This window comes from Bacillus sp. FSL M8-0350, from assembly GCF_038593345.1.
In the GTDB taxonomy this organism is placed as follows: domain Bacteria; phylum Bacillota; class Bacilli; order Bacillales; family Bacillaceae; genus Bacillus; species Bacillus safensis.
In genome coordinates this window covers 663452-683201 of sequence record NZ_CP151985.1, presented here as the reverse complement: position 1 = coordinate 683201, position 19750 = coordinate 663452, and the positions used below count along the sequence as shown (strand labels likewise).

The following is a 19750-nucleotide window of genomic DNA, read 5'->3' as shown; positions in this document are numbered from 1 at the left end:
TAGCAGTGAGCGGGACAGTCAAGCAAAAAAGCTGCCTTCGCACTTCTGTATATTTTGATTGAGGTGATGTCAAATTAATACGAAAAAGGTGAGAACACAAAATGAGTATTGAAGTTACAATTTCCTTATCTATTTATTTTATCGGGATGCTTGCCATTGGTTGGTATGCATTCAGGAAAACACATGATTTAAATGATTATATGCTTGGCGGACGCGGGCTTGGCCCATTCGTTACAGCCCTTTCAGCAGGTGCTGCAGACATGAGCGGATGGATGCTGATGGGTGTGCCAGGTGAAATGTATAAAACGGGTTTATCGACAGCCTGGCTTGCGATTGGTTTAATCGTTGGTGCTTACTTGAACTACCTCATTCTTGCACCTCGTTTACGTTCTTATACAGAGATTGCGGATGATGCGATTACGATTCCTGATTTCTTTGATAAACGCTTCAAAGGTTCATCTGCTTTATTAAAAGCTGTTTCAGCCGTCATCATTTTAATTTTCTTTACGCTGTATACATCGTCTGGGATGGTATCAGGCGGACGTTTATTTGAGTCAGCATTCGGTGCTCACTACATGTTTGGACTGATTTTGACGTCAAGTATTGTCATTTTGTATACATTGTTCGGCGGATTTTTGGCAGTGAGCTTAACGGACTTTGTCCAAGGAGCTATCATGTTTTTAGCATTAGTGCTCGTGCCGATCGTTGCCTTTACACAATTAGGCGGACCTGTTGCTACATTCCAAGATATTCAACAGATTGACCCTAAATTGCTTGATATTTTTAGAGGAACGAGCGTCATTGGCATTATTTCCTTCCTTGCCTGGGGACTAGGTTACTTTGGACAGCCGCATATTATCGTGCGCTTTATGGCCATTACGTCCGTTAAAGATTTAAAACCAGCACGCCGAATTGGAATGAGCTGGATGATTATTTCAGTGATTGGATCACTGTCTGTCGGTTTAGTGGGTGTTGCCTATGTTCATGAAACGGGTATGAATCTTGCTGATCCTGAAACCATCTTTATCGTTTTTTCTAAAGTATTGTTCCATCCATATATCACTGGATTTTTACTTTCTGCCATTTTAGCTGCGATTATGAGTTCAATTTCGTCTCAGCTGCTTGTCACAGCAAGTGCCATGACAGAAGATCTATACAGAACGTTCTTTAGAAAAACAGCATCAGACAAAGAGCTCGTCATGATTGGCCGGATGTCTGTACTCGTTGTCGCTGTGATTGCTCTCTGCCTTTCACTTAACCCAAGTGACACCATTCTTGACCTTGTCGGTTATGCGTGGGCAGGATTTGGTTCTTCATTCGGTCCAGTCATCTTGCTTTGCCTATACTGGAAACGAATGAATCATCACGGTGCCCTAGTTGGAATGATCGTTGGTGCAGTTGTGGTTCTGACATGGATTACAACAGGCCTCAACCATGCCACAGGTATTTATGAAATGATTCCAGGCTTTACCCTTAGTGGATTAGCTGCCATTATTGTGAGCTTATTGACAAGTAAGCCGTCAAAAGCATCAAAACAGCTATTTCACAAAATGGAAGATCATCTTGAAGAAGAAACAAAATAAAGAATTGAAGAGTCATCTGCCCTATGCGGATGACTCTCTTTTTAAATAAAATAAAAAGCTTTTCTTTCTTCAGAAACTGAATAAAATAAGAGTTGTGCAGCCATATGGGCTGTGAGAAGATCATATACATGTTGTGAAACGTACATGAAGTGAAAGGAGCGATACGCATGTTTTGGACAATTGAATGGGATACAGTCTTAAAATTAGCCGTGGCCACCTTAATCGGTCTGATTATCGGGCTTGAACGAGAGCTGAAGAAAAAGCCCCTCGGCTTAAAAACGTGTATTGTCATTGCTGTCAGCTCCTGCGTCTTAACCATCATCAGCATTGATGCAGCCTACAATTTCCCTCGAGTCTCTAAGCTTCAAATGGACCCACTCAGGTTACCGGCGCAAATTATATCTGGTGTTGGTTTTATTGGAGCAGGTGTGATTCTTCGAAAAAGCAATGATGTCATCTCAGGACTCACGACTTCTGCGATGATATGGGGAGCAGCAGGACTTGGGGTTGCAACAGGTGCAGGATTTTATAAAGAAGCCTTCCTCAGTCTTTTCTTTATTCTCATTAGTGTCGAATTTCTGCCATGGCTCTTCCAGCGGATCGGACCGATTCGTCTGCAGGAAAAAGAAATCCGCATCAGAATGTCTCTTTCTGACCGAAACCGCATGACCGATATTTTAAAAGAAATGAAAGCCCTCAATATCCGCATTCATTCTGTACGAATTGATGATTTAAAAGAAAAGGACTATCCGATCATGGAAGTACGTGTACGAGTGCATAAAGACCGCTATACAACCGATGTGTACTTTGATATTAAAGATCTAGAAGGCGTCGTTGGCGTGAAGTGTGATACGGTGTAGTCATAAAAAACCCCTTGCTGTTTGACACAGCAAGGGGTTTCTTTTATCGGGCCAGCTGTTGAAAGTCAAAAGGAGTAATTGGTGTTTTTTGCTCAATTTCCTTTCGAAAACATGACAGCATGGCTTTTTGGTCAGAAGTCATTGTTTGGAGATCAAATGCTTGATGTAAAAGCCCATAAATAAGCATATGACGCAGCATGAGAAAATCAGGGATTGTTGCCAGCCACGCGTCATCAAGCTCATTCTCCTGTCGATAGCCTTTTAAAAAATGACTCATAAATTCTGCCGTAAATTCAGCTTTATCATCATATGGAATCACTGGATACCAAAGAACATTGTATAGCAAAATACTAATATCATTGATAAACCAGTGATATCCAATATCATCAAAATCAAATGCGATAATCTCTCCTTGATGATAATGAAAGTTCCCGTGATGCAAATCGGCATGCACCAGCCCATACACATCCTTCGAAATTCGGAGCTGGTGAAGCTTTTGCATCAGTTCATCTTTTCTTCGCAAAACAACCGTTTGATCAGACGGAATATATTGATCAAGCTTTAATTGCTCCTCTTCATACCACTCTTGACGCTTATAAAGAGGGTCTTTTACTTGATATCGTTTTGTTATTTGATGCATTCGTCCTGTATAGGACCCTAACGCTTCAAACAGCTCCCCATTCCAATCTCCTTCATTCACTTTTCTCCCCGGTGCTTTTTCATACACACGGAGTAAAAATGCGCCTCCGGCTTGATCAGGAATGGTTTCAACGTCTTTTCCTCTTGCTGATGAAATCGGCTTTGCTACGGAAATACCATGATGAGACAGGAATCGAATCCAGTCCATTTCTCCTAAAATATATGTGGGTGAACGACGAATGGTATGGGTGATTTTTAATATATAATTCTCCCCATTCATTGCCTTATATTCATACACATAATTTTCTGCATCGGCTAGAAATGTGACTTGGTCAAGCTGAAATTTATACAAGTGAGCCGCTTTCTTTAAGACTTTCTGTTCATCGTATCGTGCTTTTACTTCTTTATGCATGCTGATTCTCCTTTATCGTCTTTTTAAATGTTCTTGACGGTAATCAGCATTATACGAGCATCAACATACCTGCCTTTCTTCTTGGTTTCTACTAATATTTTGACAAGAGTTTGGAAATCCCTCTTATTTAGTCATATATATGAACAGTCGGTTCTTTGTCTTCAGCATTTTTCGTGATAAGGGCTTCTTGTTGATCAGAAGATGTGATGTTGATTTCAATATTGGTACTCTTGTAATAATCCATGACTTCACCCGTTAAATATTGTGTGAAGGCTACGACTTCCGTTTTTCCATAGAACTGCATTGGAATTTCGATTTTCATTTTTTGCAGGTTGCCGTTTTTGTAAAAGCCTTTTCCTACAACACCAGTGTAATTCGGGAAGTAGTCTTCGACCTTTGTCTTGAAGCGGTCAAATCGCTCTGAATCATCTTTGTAGCTGCTTTTCGCATTATCTGAAGGGAAGAATACATTCTCCTCATTGAGCGTATCCCAATTTCCGATATCAGCAGAACCTGCTTTCACATCCGTTTTGGCGATAAAGTTGCCTGGAACGATAGATGATTTTGGTGCTTGCTTATAAAGGGCAATCATGACAGGCACTTTTTGCAGTCCGTCCATTTGACGAATGCGCTTGACCACTTGTTCAGCGATTTTTTCACCCTCTGCTAAAAGTTTCTTTGAATTTTTCGATGAATCGATGGTCACCTCTTGCTGCGGGTCACCGATCTTTTCACGGTAATAATAAACAGAGTTCAGTGCAAGACCAATGACAACTCCGCCAAGCTGTAAGCTGTTTTTGTCTTTTCTAATTAAGTAATTATGCTCTAGCATCGAAGCTAAGTAGATGGGACTATTTTCATTTTTAGACTTTGTTGAACCTGAATTTGGAAGAGCAGGATTTAAGCCTAGATTCTTAAAGTTTTTATCATCTTTTTCTGCCTTTTTCAGATCACTGCCTGTTTTTTTGCGTGCTAGCCAGCTGAGAACGGTGTCCTCATCTAAATGCTGTCCTTCTTGGAAAAGATAGTCGTTTGTATTAAATGACTCTGTTGCGAGGCGCATGAGTCCTGTTTCAAATTCATCAATGTCCAAGCGTGTGTTGAGACGCTCCGCTGTTAAACCTCTCGCAGCTCCTTGTTTAAACGGTAGCACCATTTTGTAATAGGAGTCAGAGATATTGTACATCGGGATGATGGCTGTTTCCTTTGTTTCCTTCGTTTCATCCGTTTTTTGTGTGACCTCTTCCTCTTCCTTTCCCCCAAAAGGTGCACACGCTGACAATACCAGTGTGAGCATTGTCAGCAGCAATAACAACTTTTTCAATAGAAAACACTCCTCTTATTTCTTTAGCTCCTCGAGCATTTTAGCTTCGTCCCAAATTTCAATATTGAGTTCTTCTGCCTTTGTCAGCTTACTCCCCGCTGCTTCTCCGGCAATGACTAGGTCTGTTTTTTTACTCACACTGCCTGCCAGCTTGCCGCCTAACGCTTCGATCGCTGCTTTTGCATCGTTTCGAGCCATTTCTTCTAACTTTCCTGTCAGCACAATGGTTTTTCCTGCAAAGTAGGAATCACTTTCTTCTGCTTTTATCGGCTTTGGTCCTGTATAGGTCATATTGACTCCAAGCTCTTTTAGTTCGTTCAGCAGATCGAGTATTTCTTCTTTCTCAAAGTACGTGACGACGGCATCTGCCATTTTTTCACCAATTTCGTCGACTTCAAGTAATTGTTCTTTCGTTGCTTGCTTTAATTGATCGATGTTTTCGAAATGCATCGCCAAGGTCTTTGCCGCTTTTGAACCAATAAATCGAATGCCGAGTCCAAATAGTAAACGCTCAAGAGAGTTTTCTTTCGACTGCTCAATCGAACGCAGTAAATTGTCGACAGATTTTTCGCCCATTCGTTCAAGCTGAATGAGCTCTTCTTTCGTTAAACGGTAAAGGTCGGACACACGAGAGACTAGCTGTTCCTTGAAGAGCTGTGTAATGACCCGCTCGCCAAGCCCATCAATATTCATTGCATTACGGGAAACGAAGTGAATGAGTCCCTCACGTATTTGGGCAGGACATTCTGGATTGATGCATCGCAAGGCCACTTCGCCTTCGATTCGCACCAGCTCACTATGACACTCTGGACATTCAGTTGGCATGTGAAACGGCTTTTCTTCGCCTGTACGCTGATCGACAAGGACACCTGCGACTTCAGGAATAATATCGCCGGCTTTTTTCACAATCACTTGATCAAACAAGCGAATATCCTTTTCTTTGATCAAATCTTCATTATGAAGAGATGCACGCTGCACTGTCGTCCCTGCTACTTTGACAGGCTCAAGAATCGCTGTTGGTGTAATTACGCCTGTACGCCCGACGCTTAGTTCAATATCAAGCAGCTTCGTTACGACCTCTTCAGCCGGAAACTTGTACGCAACCGCCCAGCGCGGGCTTTTTGCTGTAAAGCCGAGTTCTTCCTGCTGAGCCAGTGAATCGACTTTAATGACAATTCCATCGATTTCATATGAAAAATCGGCACGCTTTACTTTTAATGTTTCAATGAGGTCGATGACTTCTTCGATCGTTTGGCACATCCGTCTTTCTTTGTTTGTTTTAAAGCCAAGTTCGTCGAGAAGATCAAGTCCTGCGCTTTGCGTTTCAACACCAATTTCATCAAGCTCCGCTATACTGTAGACGAATATATCAAGGTTTCGTTTCGCTGCAATTTTCGTATCAAGCTGACGAAGTGAACCTGCAGCCGCATTACGCGGGTTTGCAAACGGCTCTTCTTCGTTTTGTATTCTTTTTTCATTTAATGCTTCAAAAGAAGGTTTTGGCATAAATGCCTCGCCTCTCACTTCAATCGACAGAGGGCGTTTGATTTTAAGCGGGATGGAACGAATCGTTTTGAGGTTTTCAGTAATATCCTCCCCCGTTGTTCCATCTCCGCGTGTCGCTCCTCGGACAAACACGCCATTTTCATAACGGAGAGAAACAGCGAGTCCATCAATTTTCAGCTCGACATTGTATGCGATATCGTCACCGACTGCTTGACGAACCCGGCGGTCAAAATCAAGAAGGTCCTGTTCATTAAACGCATTCCCAAGGCTGAGCATCGGTGTGCCGTGACGCACTTTTTGGAAGGCGTCTAAAACAGCGCCGCCTACTCTTTGTGAAGGAGAATCCGCTGCTTTTAAATCAGGGTGCTCTTCCTCCAGAGAAATCAGCTCACGCATCCGCGCATCATATTCAGCGTCAGGAACACTTGGACGATCAAGTGTATGATATTCGTAGTTGTATTGATTCAAAATCTGGTGCAGTTCCTCGATCCGGCGTTTCGCTGCTTCTTTATCCATCTGCTTCTTCCTTTCAATTCATCCGTTTTGTCCTATCAGTTTATTGCTTCTCGATTGGTGCAAATGCTGCGAGAAGACGCTTAATGCCTGTCGGGCTTGGGAACGCAATATCAAGCTCTGTGCTGTCTCCGCTGCCTTTCACACTCACAACCGTACCAACGCCCCATTTTTTATGGGCCGCTTTATCGCCCACAGCCCAGCCAATACTGCCGCCGCCTGTGTTTTGAATGGTTTGTGTTTGCGGACGTGAGACAGGTCCCCGTCTTTGCGGTCTTTCTCTTGTTTGGCCAAACGGTGTTTTTGTTTCTTTTTTCTCATTTAGGTTGTCCAATAAATCAGCTGGTATTTCTCGAATGAATCTAGATTCAAGGTTCATGTTCGTCCGGCCGAAAAGTGTTCTCATTTTTGCACTTGATAAATAAAGCTCTTCTTCAGCCCGTGTGATGCCAACATAAGCGAGGCGGCGCTCTTCTTCCATCTCTGCATCTTCCATCAATGAACGGCTGTGCGGGAAGACCCCTTCCTCCATTCCCATTAAGAAAACAACAGGGAATTCTAGACCTTTTGCGGCGTGAAGTGTCATTAAGATAACGGCATCCTGATCTTCTTCTTCATTCTCATCCAGCTTATCAATGTCTGCGACGAGGGCGAGATCTGTCAGGAAGGTCACAAGTGACTTGTCTTCATTTTGTTCTTCAAAGTTCTTAGTGACGGATAAAAACTCGTCAATATTTTCTAAGCGGCTTTGTGCTTCAATCGTTTTTTCGAGCTTCAGCGCTTCACGATAGCCTGTTTTCTCTAGAATTTCTTCTGTTAATTCAGTGACAGATAAATAGTCCTGCATGTTCGTCATTTGATCAATGAGCTGTTTGAACTCATCAAGCGCATTGGCTGCCCGTGCACTCAGTCCAATGAAATCCACCTGACCAAGTGCTTCAAACATAGACAGGTCATTCATCTCCGCATATGCTGCAATTTTATCAACAGATGTCGCCCCGATTCCGCGCTTTGGTACGTTGACAATTCGCGCAAAACTAATATCGTCATCTGGGTTTGCCACTAGGCGTAAGTATGCCAAAATGTCTTTGATCTCTTTTCTGTCATAGAACTTCGTGCCGCCGACAATATTGTACTGAATGTTGGCTTTCATTAACGTTTCCTCTATGACACGAGACTGAGCATTTGTCCGGTAAAGGATCGCAAAATCGGATAATTTGCGCTTTCCGCTCTGATGAAGCTGACGAATCTTTCCTGCGACAAATTGTCCTTCACCAAATTCATTATCTGCACGATAATAGGCAATCTTCGCTCCTTCATCATTTTCTGTCCAAAGATTTTTCGGCTTCCGGTTTGCATTGTTTTGAATGACCGTATTTGCGGCTTGCAAAATGCGTTTCGTCGATCTGTAATTTTGCTCAAGCAGAATCACTTCACTGGATGGATAATCTTTTTCAAAGGAGAGAATGTTTGTAATATCCGCTCCGCGCCAGCGATAAATAGACTGATCCGAGTCACCGACAACACATATATTTTGAAAGCGCTGCGCGAGCAGTTTCACAAGCATGTACTGTGCTCTGTTCGTATCCTGATACTCATCCACATGAATGTATTGGAATTTCCGCTGATAGTGCTCTAATACTTCAGGAATGCGCTCAAACAGACGAATTGTCATCATAATTAAATCATCAAAGTCGAGTGATTGGTTTTTGAGTAAACGCTTTTGATAATCTGTATAGACATCGCTGACCACTTGATCATAGAAATCACCCGCTGTTTTGGCGTATTCCTCTGCGTCAATGAGTTCGTTTTTTGCACTGCTGATGGAACCTAAAATGCTGCGCGGGTCAAACTTTTTAGGATCGATATTCCGTTCTTTTAAAATGTTTTTAATAACTGAAAGCTGGTCAGATGTGTCTAAAATAGAGAAGTTGCGATTCACACCAATACGGTCAATATCGCGTCTTAAAATACGGACACACATGCTGTGGAACGTAGAGATCCAGATGTCATCTGCGCCAGGCCCTAAAATAGCTTGGACACGTTCACGCATTTCACGTGCTGCTTTATTTGTAAATGTAATCGCTAAAATGTTCCACGGCGCCACATGCTTTTCTGCCATTAAGTAGGCAATTCGATGTGTGAGCACCCGTGTCTTCCCGCTTCCTGCTCCTGCCATCAACAATAGAGGACCGTCTGTTGCTTTGACTGCTTCTTTCTGCGCGTCATTCAGCCCTTCTAATAGATGATTCGATATTTCATTCATTCCATTCACCGCCAATTCGAACTTATGTTCTATTTTAACCCGTTTCGTCTTATTTGACTATGATGACTTTTTGACTGCTTCGACTGTCTTTAAAGCTTCTTTGAAATTGTCATAAATGACGTTTCCTACAACCACAACGTCTGCATGCTGCGAGAAGTCTTTTGCCTGCTTAGCGTTCTGGATGCCGCCGCCATAAAAAAGAACTGTTTCATCAAGCACTGCTTTTGTTTCTTTGACAAGCTCTATGTCTCCAAGCGTTCCGCTGTATTCCAGATAAAAAATGGGCAGCTTCATCAAATGCTCTGCCACTCTTGCATATGCCCTGACGTCATCAATATCCAGCGCTGTATTTGCCTCTGTAAGCTTGGCCGCTTTACAATCTTCATTTAAGATCACATAGCCTTCAGGCACAATCTCTTCCATTGACATCAAATCACCGAATTCCTTCATTGCGTCCTTATGCAGCCCAACAATCCAGTCAGGATGAGAGCTGTTTAAAACGGTCGGGATGAAATACAGATCAAAGCCAGGCACAATCATCTCATGTGTGGAGATTTCGAGCACACATGGCACTAGAAACCGGCGGACCTTTGACATCAATTGAAGCACGTTGTCCTCTGTCACATGATCACTTCCGCCAATCAATATGGCATCCGTCCCAGATTCGCAAATCGCTTCTAGCTGTTCATCGGAAATTTCTTTATTTGGATCGAGTTTAAAGACATGCTTCCACTCGGTAACATCATACATGAAAAACGTTCCTCCATTCGTTTCATTCCATTTAAATATTATAACAAAATCAAAGGCCGCAAAAAATGGGTAACCTCCTTTAGCTAAAAGTTTCATTCTTTTGAAAATGGGTGATTGTGACTTTAGAAAAAATTGCTGGAGAATAGTTAAAAAATTCACTCAAAGAGGAGCTGAAAGAGGTTGTTATTTTGGCACTTTGTCACATGCTATTATACAATAAAGGGATATTTTACTATAGATTTAAAAACCATCTATTAAGCAGAGGTGACCCCATTGAAAAGAACGATTACATATGAACAAAATATAGACATCGGATACATCTATATCACCCCGCAAGCGAAGCATATGAAAATCAAAAAAACCATTGAATTAGATGTCAATGAATGTGTCAATGTAGATATCGACCAAGAGGGCCGAGTGGCTGGCTTGGAGTTATTTTCAGAAGAATCCAAAGTGCTGCGGAACACACCGGTTTATGAGGATGAGCTTTCTTTACGTTTGACGGATCAGGAAATTCTCTCAACCTATCAACTGTCAGGCGTTGAATTCCAATTCTCAACACCTGATCACAATGGGCTGATCGGTTTTACTATTGTCGATCCTCTTCGCTATAACATCACAAGAAAAAAACCGTTTTGATCTTTCAAAACGGTTTTTTCAAACTATTGTCTCACTTCATTAAAGTAATGGACGGATGTCATGGCCCCTTCGTCGACCATCTTGTTGTCTTGGATATCTAATGGATCTGGGTGGCCGGCTTTTTCAGGAACCTTTTCATCTGAACGGAACATGCTTGCCCATTTTTTCAGATGCTGTTTATTTTTTACCGCTAATAACACAGCTCCTCCAACCCCTAATCCTGCAAGTACATACGCATTTGGACGCTTATTCATGTATGTTCCCTCCCCTTATGATCTTATTTGTAAGTTACCCCGCCTTTTCATTTCTAAACGTCACAATATGCTGATGTGGTTTCTCTTTCATTAAAAAGTGGAATAACAACAGCAATGAAAGAGAAAAGAGGGGATCTTCGTGACAACAACTTTAATTGTCATCGGCGCATTGCTAGTCATTTGTTTGATCATCCCAATCATTCTATTGATCTGGATTTGGATGAGGGATGAAAAACAAGAGGAACATTCAGTTCTGCGAAATTATCCGGTCATTGGAAAGCTGCGGTTTATCTTTGAAAAAATAGGACCTGAGCTTCGCCAATATCTGTTTCTGAATGACCGAGAGGAACTGCCCTTCTCAAGAAGAGAATACGAGCAGGCGGTCATGTCAGGGAAGTACAAAAGCCGGACGATGGGCTTTGGATCAAAACGTGATTTTGACAAGCCAGGCTATTATATTCGAAACGTCCTGTTTCCAAAGCAGCGAAATGAACTTCGCATCGATCAATCTGAAAAAATCAAAACAAAAGTGTATCAGATTGATCAAGACAATTTACTGCGAAGAAGTGAACATGTCAAAGAAGTCGAAGCAAATCCTTACTTTCTTCATCAAGAGGATGTACAAGTCATTGGCGAACATACATGTCAAAAGCCTTTCCATGTGAAAGGACTGATCGGTCAATCTGCCATGAGCTACGGCTCCTTAGGCGACAGGGCGATTACAGCTCTATCTTCAGGATTAAAAATGGCCGGCGGGACGTGGATGAACACAGGTGAAGGCGGGCTTTCTCCTTATCACCTCAAAGGCGGCGCAGATATCATTTGCCAGATTGGGCCTGGTTTATTTGGCGTTAGAACAGAGGATGGCGCATTTTCCTTTGAAGAATTCAAGAAAAAAAGCGAACACGAGGAAGTCAAAGCCTTTGAACTCAAGCTGGCACAAGGAGCAAAAACACGCGGCGGTCATATTGACGGCGAAAAAGTCACGGAAGAAATAGCGAATATCCGTAAATTACCGCCTCACCAATCCATTGACAGCCCAAACAGCTTTGAGATGTTCCACTCCATTCCTGACATGTTTGATTTCATTGAACAGCTGCGGAGTATAGGCGGAAAGCCAGTTGGAATCAAACTTGTTGTCGGACATAAAGAAAATATTGAAGAGCTCGCCAGCTATATGAAAAAAAGCGGGAAACACCCTGATTTCATTACAGTGGATGGCGGAGAAGGCGGTACAGGGGCGTCCTTTCATGAATTGGCGGATTCCGCAGGGCTGCCGATTTTCACGGCGCTCCCAATGGTTCATCAAATATTGAAAGAATACGGTGTCAGACATCAGGTGAAGCTCTTTGCTTCTGGCAAGCTTCTCTCGCCTGATAAAATTGCGATCGCCCTTTCAATGGGAGCTGACTTTGTGAATATTGCCAGAGGTCTCATGTTTTCAGTCGGATGCATTCGTGCCCAAGTCTGCCACACGAATAAATGCCCAGTCGGCGTCGCCACGACTGACCCAAAGCTGCAAAAGGGTTTATCGATTGAAGAAAAAAAATACCGAGTGTGCAATTATATCCTGTCTCTTAGAGAAGGTTTGTTTAATTTATCCGCAGCTGCGGGAATAGAATCGCCTATTCATTTTAATGAAAAACATATTATCTTTAGACAAGAGAATGGCGAGACAAGCGAAGTGCCGATGTTCTCAGGCACACAGCCATCTGTCTAGCTCGAAAAGGTGCGGAAACGCGCCTTTTTTGTTAATATATTTGATCAATCGCGTACTAAGTTTGCAAACAGTAGAGTTTAAGGAAATCATCTCAAGCGAAGACGGCATCTCCTATGAAGGAGAAAGATGGTTGATGGGCGAGCTAAAGTAAAAAAACAGGGACACTTTATCAGCCCCTGCCCGCCTTTTCATAAAAAAACTGCAAACAAGTCCATTTTTCGTAAAAAGGATTGTTTACAGTGAAAGCTGCTTTATTTTGTTTCGTTATTTTCCTGCTGTTCTGCTACGCGGTCAAGAGCCATCGTATAGGCATCGTTTCCGTAGTTCAAGCAGCGTTTGACACGTGAGATGGTTGCAGTACTTGCACCTGTTTCCGTCTCAATTTTATGATACGTGTTTCCCTCGCGAAGCATACGTGCTACTTCAAGACGCTGTGATAAAGATTGGATTTCATTGATGGTACACAAATCATCAAAGAATCGATAACATTCTTCCAGGTCTTTAAGGGATAAGATGGAGTTGAATAACTGATCTAAGCTTTTGCCCCTTAATTTATCAATTTGCATCTTAATACATCTTCTCCTTTACTATTGCCCCACCGCTTCGCACGATCTTCTTCTGAGAAAGCGGTATCTTTCCTGACTAATTTTTTTAAAACCTCAGCAATGAGCTTTGAACAGATCATGACAGGTTTGGTTCTACGCTGAAAATGCCGTCAGGTTCTTTCGTAAGCCGAAGCTTCTTTATCGTAAACAAATTCGACAAGTTCTGTCATTTTCCTTGTATGACAATCTGACAAACTTGTTTGCTTTCGGTATAAAGATGACTTCTGCTTGGTTAGGTCTTCTACCCTTATATACAGGCTTTGCGAAAAGCTCGGCGAGACCACAAATATGCGCCCCGCCTTGCTCAATCATTCAAAATATATTGGCCGGTCAGCGTAACCGACAGATTCATTTTACAATTAGAGTACTTCATTCGTCATGTCAAAGCCCTCTGCTTTGTCAACAGCTCCACATAAGATCATTTTCACTTACATGGCAGTGAAGAGAACCATGGCTCACTTCTGCCCTATAACAGCAGTCAGAAATGTGGCAAAGATGATACAGCTCCACTCTGTTATATTTTAACGCATTATAGACGGAAAGAGTACAGTTTTTTTCATGACATCAAATATTCCTCTTGGTGTCACTCGAATATACGGCAAATGTGTACTTTGGAAAAAGACAAGTGTATCAATTGGGCAATCAAATGGATAGCCGCGCTCAATGAGCAGCTCGCGCAATGTTTGTTCCTGCTGAAGAACAGTCTCAAACGGTTCAGCCGATGCACAGCCTGATAATTGCAGCGGAATTTCGTGCAAAATTTTCCCGTTCTCTGTGAGTACGATTCCCCCGCCAATTTCTTTCATCCGCTTATGTGCCAGCATCATATCTTCTTTATTTTTCCCGATCACTAAAATATCACCCGTGAGCGAAAATGAGCTGACAAAGCCTTGCACTTTATTTGCGAACCCTTTTAGCATCGTATTCACACGCCACTCGCCTTTTCGGTCAATCAGGCTAAAGAAGCTTTGATCATGGTCACATGACAGCTGGTTGATTGAGTTATCAATTTCCACCGTATAAGGCTCCATAATAACGGCATTTCTCATCTTGACACCTAGCGGCATAGAGAATTGCAAATCACTCATCGTGAGGTCGTAGCTTAAATCTAATGGAGCCAGCCCGCCATTTTCCCATTTTGTTTCTTGGAATTGATGCTGGTTCTCGCCATCTAATTTGAGAATAACCCCTTTAGATATGACCGTTTCAGGATTTGGGTTCATTGGATCATCTAAAATATTCAATGAAGCCAGCCGGCCTGGACCAACAACGCCTAGTAAATCATCAATTTGATAGTATTTTGCAATGTTAAATGTCGCCATATTATACGCATCAATGATCGGCACGCCTTCTTCAAGGGCAATTGAAATCAAGCGGTTAATCATGCCTTCCTCATAAAAGTGAGGGGCAGCACCATCTGTTGTATAGAAAAAGTGATCATAATGTCTAAAGTCACGCTCATGCAGTTCTCTTAAAATGTTCACTAAATCTGGACGGATGGAAGAATGCCGCAATGAAACATGATAGCCAAGGGACAAGCGTTTTAACACATCGTCCGCATTCATCGCTTCATGATCACTGTCCGCGCCAAACAGCTTCATTTTTGTTAGCGTTTTCTCAGAAGCTCCAGGGAAATGCCCTTCAATTCGTTTTCTCTGCTTCTTTGTTTCTTGCATGCAATATAGAATGAGATCATCACCGTCCATCAATCTTGGCCAGCTTGTTAATTCGCCGCCTTGGAGGACGTCAGGATGATCAATCCATTCCTTCCGGTAGTTGACTGGCAGCATCTCATCTTCATATCTGACTTCCGTTTGAAGATCGTATCTGGACCACCAGAAATACTGAAATGGCTGCTTTTTTAATTCACACAGAGTGGAAAGCGCTTTCTTTTCATTGCTTTGCAAAAGAAGAAATAAGTTATCGCTGACCATTGTTGTTGTGCCAAATTGAGACACATATTCTGCAAGTGATTGGGGATTATAAATATGGAACGGGTGCGCGTGAGGCTCTATATACCCAGGCACAATGTATTTCCCTTCACAATCAATCACACGTTTAGCTGATTTATTTTGAGGAAGCTCTGCTCCGACATAAACAATTCGATCATCATGTATCCAAATATTTGCCTTCACCCATTGCTTCAAAAACGGGTTAAGCACGAGTCCATTCGTTAAAAGGAGTGTTGGAACTATTTTTGAGTCGACTACATCGATTTGTGTGCGGATGTCATTGTTTCTCCAATTAAAAGTACGTTCGGACATTCACATACTCTCCTTCATTTGTATTAGCCCTATCGTAACATAACGAACCATGTTACGCATTAATGAAACGTTACAATTTCTTGAAATCACACTTAAAATAATTTAAAAAAGGAGATTCACCTTCAATGAAACCTAATCTCGGCTTAATGGAAGCGCTCATTAGAATTGCCTGTGGAATGACAATATGTACTGTGGCTGGATCCTTATATGCTAGAAAACCATGGAGTAAAATGCTGCTTTTGGGCATCATGTTTGGCGGTATGAAACTGGGATCTGGTATTCTTCGTTTTTGTCCAGTGACATATATGTGTGAGCAGCAGGACACACATAAAGAGAAGGCTGAGTAAGGCAGCCTTCTTTTTATGTGATCATTTTCATCTCATTCCGCTGCTTCACACCATTCTACTATAGTACCTGCAATAATTTCTGCTGCTTCAATCACATGCTCAATGTCGATGGATTCATTCGGAAAGTGGGCAAGCTCCGTTGTTCCCGGTCCAAACACGATGATCGGAATACCTGCCGCCTGTGACAGTAATCCGCCGTCCGTCCCCCAAGGGGCGGCTTCGATCTTCGCCGGCTGATTCATGACCGCTTCATATTGTTCCTTCAATAAACCTAAAAGCGGATGATCCGTATCGATTGAACCCGGAAGCCACCTTGCACCAAACCATTCAACCTCAACAGGATGCTCTTGGAACCATTCATCTTTTTCTCCGAGTCCTGCCATCCAATTTTCTAATTCCTTCTCTGCCTGTTCTACCGTTTCACCCGGCATCACCCCGAGCCTGCCTTCCATTGTGACAAGGTCTGCTACAGAGGATGGCCAATCACCGCCTTGAATTTTCCCGATATTGATCGGGATCGGGATTGGGATATGCTGAAACAACGGCTCAGTGATTCGCTGATTTCTTTCTTCTTCAAGTGCCGCTATATGTGAAAGGACAATCGTGCTCTTTTCAATAGCAGAAACGCCGTGATATCTTGTTCCGCCATGAGCAGCCCTTCCTTTAATATGCAGTCTGAACCATTTAGATCCTTGCTGAATCGGAAAGATTTTCATATGACTTGGCTCTGGAATGATGGCTGCATCTGCGGTATATCCTCTTAGTATGGCTGCAAGGGTGCCTGCGCCGCCGCTCTCTTCTTCGACAACACTATGAAACACGACATCTCCCTTCAGCGGAATCTGAAGTGCATGCAGTGCTTCAAGTGCAAAGAGTAAAGAAACGTTTCCACCTTTCATATCTGTTGCCCCGCGTCCATAAAGTCTCCCGTTTATGATATGCCCGCTGTAGGGCGGATATGTCCACTGTTTGTGATCTCCTGCTGGGACAACATCCACATGCCCATTTAATAAAATGGATTTGCCGCCGCCTTTACCTTTCAATCGTCCGGCGACATTGGGACTTCCTTTAAAGGAACGCCTCGGGGAATAAAAATACGGATGGTTCAGCAAGTCATCTCCGCCAATGTCCCATAGGTCAACATCAAAGCCAATGGCAGAAAGTTTATTTGCTACGATTTGCTGTACGTCTTGCTCATTTCCTTGTGTGCTGTCACATTGCACCATTTGCTGAAGAAGCGTCACGGCTTCTTCCTTATGCTCTTTCATCCAGCTTCTGATACGTGTAATTGGCTGCAAGTCGGTCATCCTTTCTACACAACAGATTTGACATCAGGCGCTAAAATGAGTGGCGCCTCTGTCGCCCTCATGACATCTTCCGGCTGAAACGGCGGCATGACTTCACGCAAAATGAGCAGCTGTGACTTGACCTCAATGACTGCCATATCCGTAATAATCAGATCCACACAAGACTTAGCTGTTAAAGGCAGCGTGCAGGCTGCTTTCACCTTAGATTTTCCGTGTTTATCAAGATGGCTCATCACGACCACCACCTTTTTCGCTTTTTGCGCGAGTTCAATCGCTCCACCCATACCCGGCACTCGTTTCCCTGGCACAATCCAATTGGCAAGATCACCATGACTGCTGACTTCAAGTGCACCTAAAATGGTCATATCCAGCATCCCTTTGCGAATGATGCCAAAAGCGGTTGTGCTGTCCATATATGAGCCGCCTTTTTTTAACGTAATGGGAAAACCGCCGGCATTGCACAAGTTCGGATCTTCTTCCCCTTGTACTGGTGAACCGCCTGCCCCCATAATGCCGTTTTCTGCATGCAGCCACACCTCGTAATGTGCTGGGATGTATTCAGCTGCAAGGGTCGGGATGCCGATCCCAAGATTGACGATCATCCCATCTTCAATTTCCTGTGCCGCGCGTTTGGCTATGCGGTGTCTTAAATCGATGTCTCCCATGCCCATGTCCAGTTCACTCCTTTTGATTGCACGATCTGGTTCACAAATACGCCTGGTGTCACGATTTCCTCTGGATGAAGCCCTCCCACAGGCACAATCTCCTCTACTTCCGCAATGGTCCAGTCTCCCGCCATCGCCACAATCGGATTTGTATTCCGCGCACTTTTATCAAAAATCAGGTTGCCTGCTTCATCTGCTTTGAGGGCATTCACAATCGCGATATCCGCAGTCAGCGCAGGCTCAAGAATATACTTCTTTCCGCCTAGCGGAACCAATTGTTTCTCATCAAGATTCAGACTATCCATGCCGACATCTGTCACAATGCCCGCTAACCCCATCCCGCCTGCTCGGATCTTTTCCGCTAGAATGCCCTGCGGGTAAAAAAGAACGTCTAGTGTACCCGCTTGCATTTTCTGCCCGGCAATTGGATTTGAACCAATATGAGAAGCAATGATTTTCTTCACTCTTCCTTCTGTGATCAGCCTGCCAACACCGATTTGCGGAAAGCCTGCATCGTTTCCGATCAATGTCAGGTCTTTGATATTGGCTTCTAGAATGGCATCGATCAATGATGGTGGTGAACCCACACCGCCAAACCCGCCAAACATGATGGTCATTCCGTCTCTAAAATGCGTGATGACTTCATCAAAGTTCGCTATTTTGTTCATCATCTTTCCTCCCTACATGGCAGATGGGAAAAACCCTCGATTGATGACTTCTTGCTCGACCTGCGTCATTGTCTGCCCGAATAAATGAATCAGTTCATCCATCTCCTGCTGCGTAATAGAAAGCGGCGGTGCGATCATGACCGCTGCACCTCCTACGCCATCCTCTCCAGCGCTTGCTGGGTAAACAAGCAAACCATTTTGTTTGGCCGTCTCCACAACTAAGTGCGTCATTTGAGCATGGGCTGGAAATGGTGTTTTCGATAATCGGTCTGCGACAAACTCGATGCCAATGAGCAGTCCCTTTCCTCTCACATCTCCTATAATGGAATGATTTGTTTGCATATTTTTTAAAGCATTCATTAAATATCGGCCAGACAGATCAGCTCGTTCTGAAAGCTGGTGTTTTTTCATATATCGAATGACAGCCAGTGAGACGGCTGCTGAAAGCGGATTTCCGCTATAAGTGTGGCCTGCCATTACAGAGCCCGAACCGCTGAGAATCGGTGCAATCACATGATCCGCTGAGACAGCTGCCGCAATCGGTGAATAGCCGGCGCTCATCCCTTTTCCGAGTACCATAATATCTGGTACGACGCCCCAATGTTCCATGGCAAACATTTTCCCAGTTCGTCCAAAGCCTGTCATGACTTCATCTGCAATCATTAAAATATCGTTTTCCTCACAAACTCGCTTCATCGCCTCAAAATATCCGTCTGGCGGAACAAGCGCCGCGCCCGCTGCTCCAACAATCGGCTCTGCAATAAAAGCCGCAATCCTCTCTTTTCCTATACGCTGGATGACGGTTTTAAATTCCTGTACATACCATTCGACCTGCTTGCTTTCTTCCTTTGGCAGCCACGAACGATAGCTGTATGGCGGAGACAGCACCGGGTGTTTTTCGAGCAGTGGTTCAAAGCGCTCTCTCCTTGCAATATGTCCTGACATCGACAGCGCACCGAGTGTGATGCCGTGATAACTCATCCATCTTGAAATGATGTGATTCTTCTCAGCCTTCCCCTGCTCCTGCCAATGCTGAATGGCAATTTTCATGGCGGTCTCTGTTGCCTCTGATCCGCTTCCGACAAAAAAAGACCAGTTCAGATTCCCTGGGCAGAGCGTACTCAATTCATAGGCAAGTTCTTCTGCTGGTTCATTTGTGAATTGTGACCTGTACGTAAAGCTCACCTTTTCCGCTTGCTCTGTCATGGCATCAATGATGTCTCGTATGCCATGTCCAATACTTGCCGTGACAGCACCCGATGAGCCGTCTAAATATTTTTTCCCGTCTCGATCATATAAATAAATCCCCTCTCCTTTCACAGCCACAGGATAATGCTGATTCAACATCGGTTTGATTAAGTAATCCCGGGTCTCCACTTTGTCATTCCTCCCTCTATCGTCAGCAGCTGCATCTTTCTTTTTTCATGA

General features: G+C 43.4%; 17 protein-coding genes. 5 read left to right on the top strand and 12 right to left on the bottom strand.

Annotated elements, in window-relative coordinates:
- The first annotated feature begins 101 nt into the window (after positions 1-101).
- Both putP and NSS80_RS03430 read left to right on the top strand, forming a co-directional pair.
- Entirely contained in the window at positions 102-1583 is a 1482-nt protein-coding gene (putP, locus tag NSS80_RS03435; RefSeq protein ID WP_034282812.1) for a sodium/proline symporter PutP, read from the top strand.
- 161 nt (positions 1584-1744) lie between these two features.
- Complete coding sequence (locus NSS80_RS03430; RefSeq protein ID WP_169510856.1) at positions 1745-2443, top strand: MgtC/SapB family protein; 699 nt, start codon at positions 1745-1747, stop codon at positions 2441-2443.
- 43 nt (positions 2444-2486) lie between these two features.
- Here NSS80_RS03430 and NSS80_RS03425 read toward each other — a convergent pair whose 3' ends face one another.
- The 5 genes from NSS80_RS03425 to NSS80_RS03405 form a co-directional block, all read right to left on the bottom strand.
- Positions 2487-3494, bottom strand: coding sequence for a phosphotransferase (locus NSS80_RS03425; protein WP_034282815.1), 1008 nt, complete (start codon positions 3492-3494; stop codon positions 2487-2489).
- 127 nt (positions 3495-3621) lie between these two features.
- A complete protein-coding gene (locus NSS80_RS03420; RefSeq protein ID WP_241770673.1) occupies positions 3622-4791 on the bottom strand; it encodes a CamS family sex pheromone protein in 1170 nt (389 codons plus the stop codon).
- A gap of 42 nt (positions 4792-4833) precedes the next feature.
- Complete coding sequence (ligA, locus tag NSS80_RS03415) at positions 4834-6840, bottom strand: NAD-dependent DNA ligase LigA (RefSeq protein WP_041116092.1); 2007 nt, start codon at positions 6838-6840, stop codon at positions 4834-4836.
- Positions 6841-6880: 40 nt separating this feature from the next.
- The gene (pcrA, locus tag NSS80_RS03410; protein WP_041116090.1) at positions 6881-9103 is read right to left on the bottom strand and encodes a DNA helicase PcrA; all 2223 of its coding nucleotides are present in this window, start codon (positions 9101-9103) and stop codon (positions 6881-6883) included.
- A gap of 57 nt (positions 9104-9160) precedes the next feature.
- On the bottom strand, positions 9161-9853 hold the full coding sequence (locus tag NSS80_RS03405) for a heptaprenylglyceryl phosphate synthase (protein ID WP_041108669.1): 693 nt from the start codon (positions 9851-9853) through the stop codon (positions 9161-9163).
- Between the two features lie 273 nt (positions 9854-10126).
- Here NSS80_RS03405 and NSS80_RS03400 point away from each other — a divergent pair, with 273 nt between their 5' ends.
- Entirely contained in the window at positions 10127-10492 is a 366-nt protein-coding gene (locus NSS80_RS03400) for a DUF2283 domain-containing protein (protein ID WP_041116088.1), read from the top strand.
- 23 nt (positions 10493-10515) lie between these two features.
- Here NSS80_RS03400 and NSS80_RS03395 read toward each other — a convergent pair whose 3' ends face one another.
- On the bottom strand, positions 10516-10746 hold the full coding sequence (locus NSS80_RS03395; protein ID WP_017366762.1) for a hypothetical protein: 231 nt from the start codon (positions 10744-10746) through the stop codon (positions 10516-10518).
- A gap of 139 nt (positions 10747-10885) precedes the next feature.
- Between NSS80_RS03395 and NSS80_RS03390 the strand changes: the two genes are divergently transcribed.
- On the top strand, positions 10886-12466 hold the full coding sequence (locus tag NSS80_RS03390) for an FMN-binding glutamate synthase family protein (RefSeq protein WP_041116087.1): 1581 nt from the start codon (positions 10886-10888) through the stop codon (positions 12464-12466).
- A 251-nt stretch (positions 12467-12717) separates the two neighbouring features.
- Here NSS80_RS03390 and NSS80_RS03385 read toward each other — a convergent pair whose 3' ends face one another.
- Together NSS80_RS03385 and NSS80_RS03380 are read right to left on the bottom strand one after the other, a co-directional pair.
- On the bottom strand, positions 12718-13032 hold the full coding sequence (locus NSS80_RS03385) for a YerC/YecD family TrpR-related protein (RefSeq protein WP_024424524.1): 315 nt from the start codon (positions 13030-13032) through the stop codon (positions 12718-12720).
- A gap of 560 nt (positions 13033-13592) precedes the next feature.
- Complete coding sequence (locus tag NSS80_RS03380) at positions 13593-15335, bottom strand: adenine deaminase C-terminal domain-containing protein (protein ID WP_024426688.1); 1743 nt, start codon at positions 15333-15335, stop codon at positions 13593-13595.
- Positions 15336-15460: 125 nt separating this feature from the next.
- On the opposite strand from NSS80_RS03380, the gene NSS80_RS03375 reads away from it, so the two are divergent.
- Complete coding sequence (locus tag NSS80_RS03375) at positions 15461-15682, top strand: DUF2892 domain-containing protein (protein WP_024424522.1); 222 nt, start codon at positions 15461-15463, stop codon at positions 15680-15682.
- Between the two features lie 32 nt (positions 15683-15714).
- On the opposite strand, the gene NSS80_RS03370 is transcribed toward NSS80_RS03375, so the two are convergent.
- The 4 genes from NSS80_RS03370 to NSS80_RS03355 are packed head-to-tail and all read right to left on the bottom strand — an operon-like array spanning position 15715 to position 19699.
- Positions 15715-16980, bottom strand: a complete 1266-nt coding sequence (locus NSS80_RS03370; protein ID WP_317222158.1) for a peptidase — start codon at positions 16978-16980, stop codon at positions 15715-15717.
- A 14-nt stretch (positions 16981-16994) separates the two neighbouring features.
- The gene (locus tag NSS80_RS03365) at positions 16995-17660 is read right to left on the bottom strand and encodes a 3-oxoacid CoA-transferase subunit B (protein ID WP_317222159.1); all 666 of its coding nucleotides are present in this window, start codon (positions 17658-17660) and stop codon (positions 16995-16997) included.
- The gene (locus NSS80_RS03360; RefSeq protein WP_317222160.1) at positions 17636-18325 is read right to left on the bottom strand and encodes a CoA transferase subunit A; all 690 of its coding nucleotides are present in this window, start codon (positions 18323-18325) and stop codon (positions 17636-17638) included. Before NSS80_RS03360 ends, NSS80_RS03365 begins: the two co-directional genes overlap by 25 nt.
- A 9-nt stretch (positions 18326-18334) precedes the next feature.
- Positions 18335-19699 carry an aspartate aminotransferase family protein gene (locus NSS80_RS03355; RefSeq protein ID WP_317222161.1) on the bottom strand — a complete coding sequence of 455 codons (1365 nt, stop codon included), beginning with the start codon at positions 19697-19699 and terminating at the stop codon, positions 18335-18337.
- Positions 19700-19750 lie beyond the last annotated feature (51 nt).

Coding starts and splice junctions, on each gene's coding strand:
- pcrA (WP_041116090.1), bottom strand. CDS start 9,103: ATGAATGAAATATCGAATCATCTATTAGAAGGGCTGAATGACGCGCAG.
- NSS80_RS03380 (WP_024426688.1), bottom strand. CDS start 15,335: ATGTCCGAACGTACTTTTAATTGGAGAAACAATGACATCCGCACACAA.
- NSS80_RS03360 (WP_317222160.1), bottom strand. CDS start 18,325: ATGATGAACAAAATAGCGAACTTTGATGAAGTCATCACGCATTTTAGA.
- NSS80_RS03425 (WP_034282815.1), bottom strand. CDS start 3,494: ATGCATAAAGAAGTAAAAGCACGATACGATGAACAGAAAGTCTTAAAG.
- NSS80_RS03375 (WP_024424522.1), top strand. CDS start 15,461: ATGAAACCTAATCTCGGCTTAATGGAAGCGCTCATTAGAATTGCCTGT.
- NSS80_RS03385 (WP_024424524.1), bottom strand. CDS start 13,032: ATGCAAATTGATAAATTAAGGGGCAAAAGCTTAGATCAGTTATTCAAC.
- NSS80_RS03365 (WP_317222159.1), bottom strand. CDS start 17,660: ATGGGCATGGGAGACATCGATTTAAGACACCGCATAGCCAAACGCGCG.
- NSS80_RS03395 (WP_017366762.1), bottom strand. CDS start 10,746: ATGAATAAGCGTCCAAATGCGTATGTACTTGCAGGATTAGGGGTTGGA.
- ligA (WP_041116092.1), bottom strand. CDS start 6,840: ATGGATAAAGAAGCAGCGAAACGCCGGATCGAGGAACTGCACCAGATT.
- putP (WP_034282812.1), top strand. CDS start 102: ATGAGTATTGAAGTTACAATTTCCTTATCTATTTATTTTATCGGGATG.
- NSS80_RS03420 (WP_241770673.1), bottom strand. CDS start 4,791: ATGCTCACACTGGTATTGTCAGCGTGTGCACCTTTTGGGGGAAAGGAA.
- NSS80_RS03405 (WP_041108669.1), bottom strand. CDS start 9,853: ATGTATGATGTTACCGAGTGGAAGCATGTCTTTAAACTCGATCCAAAT.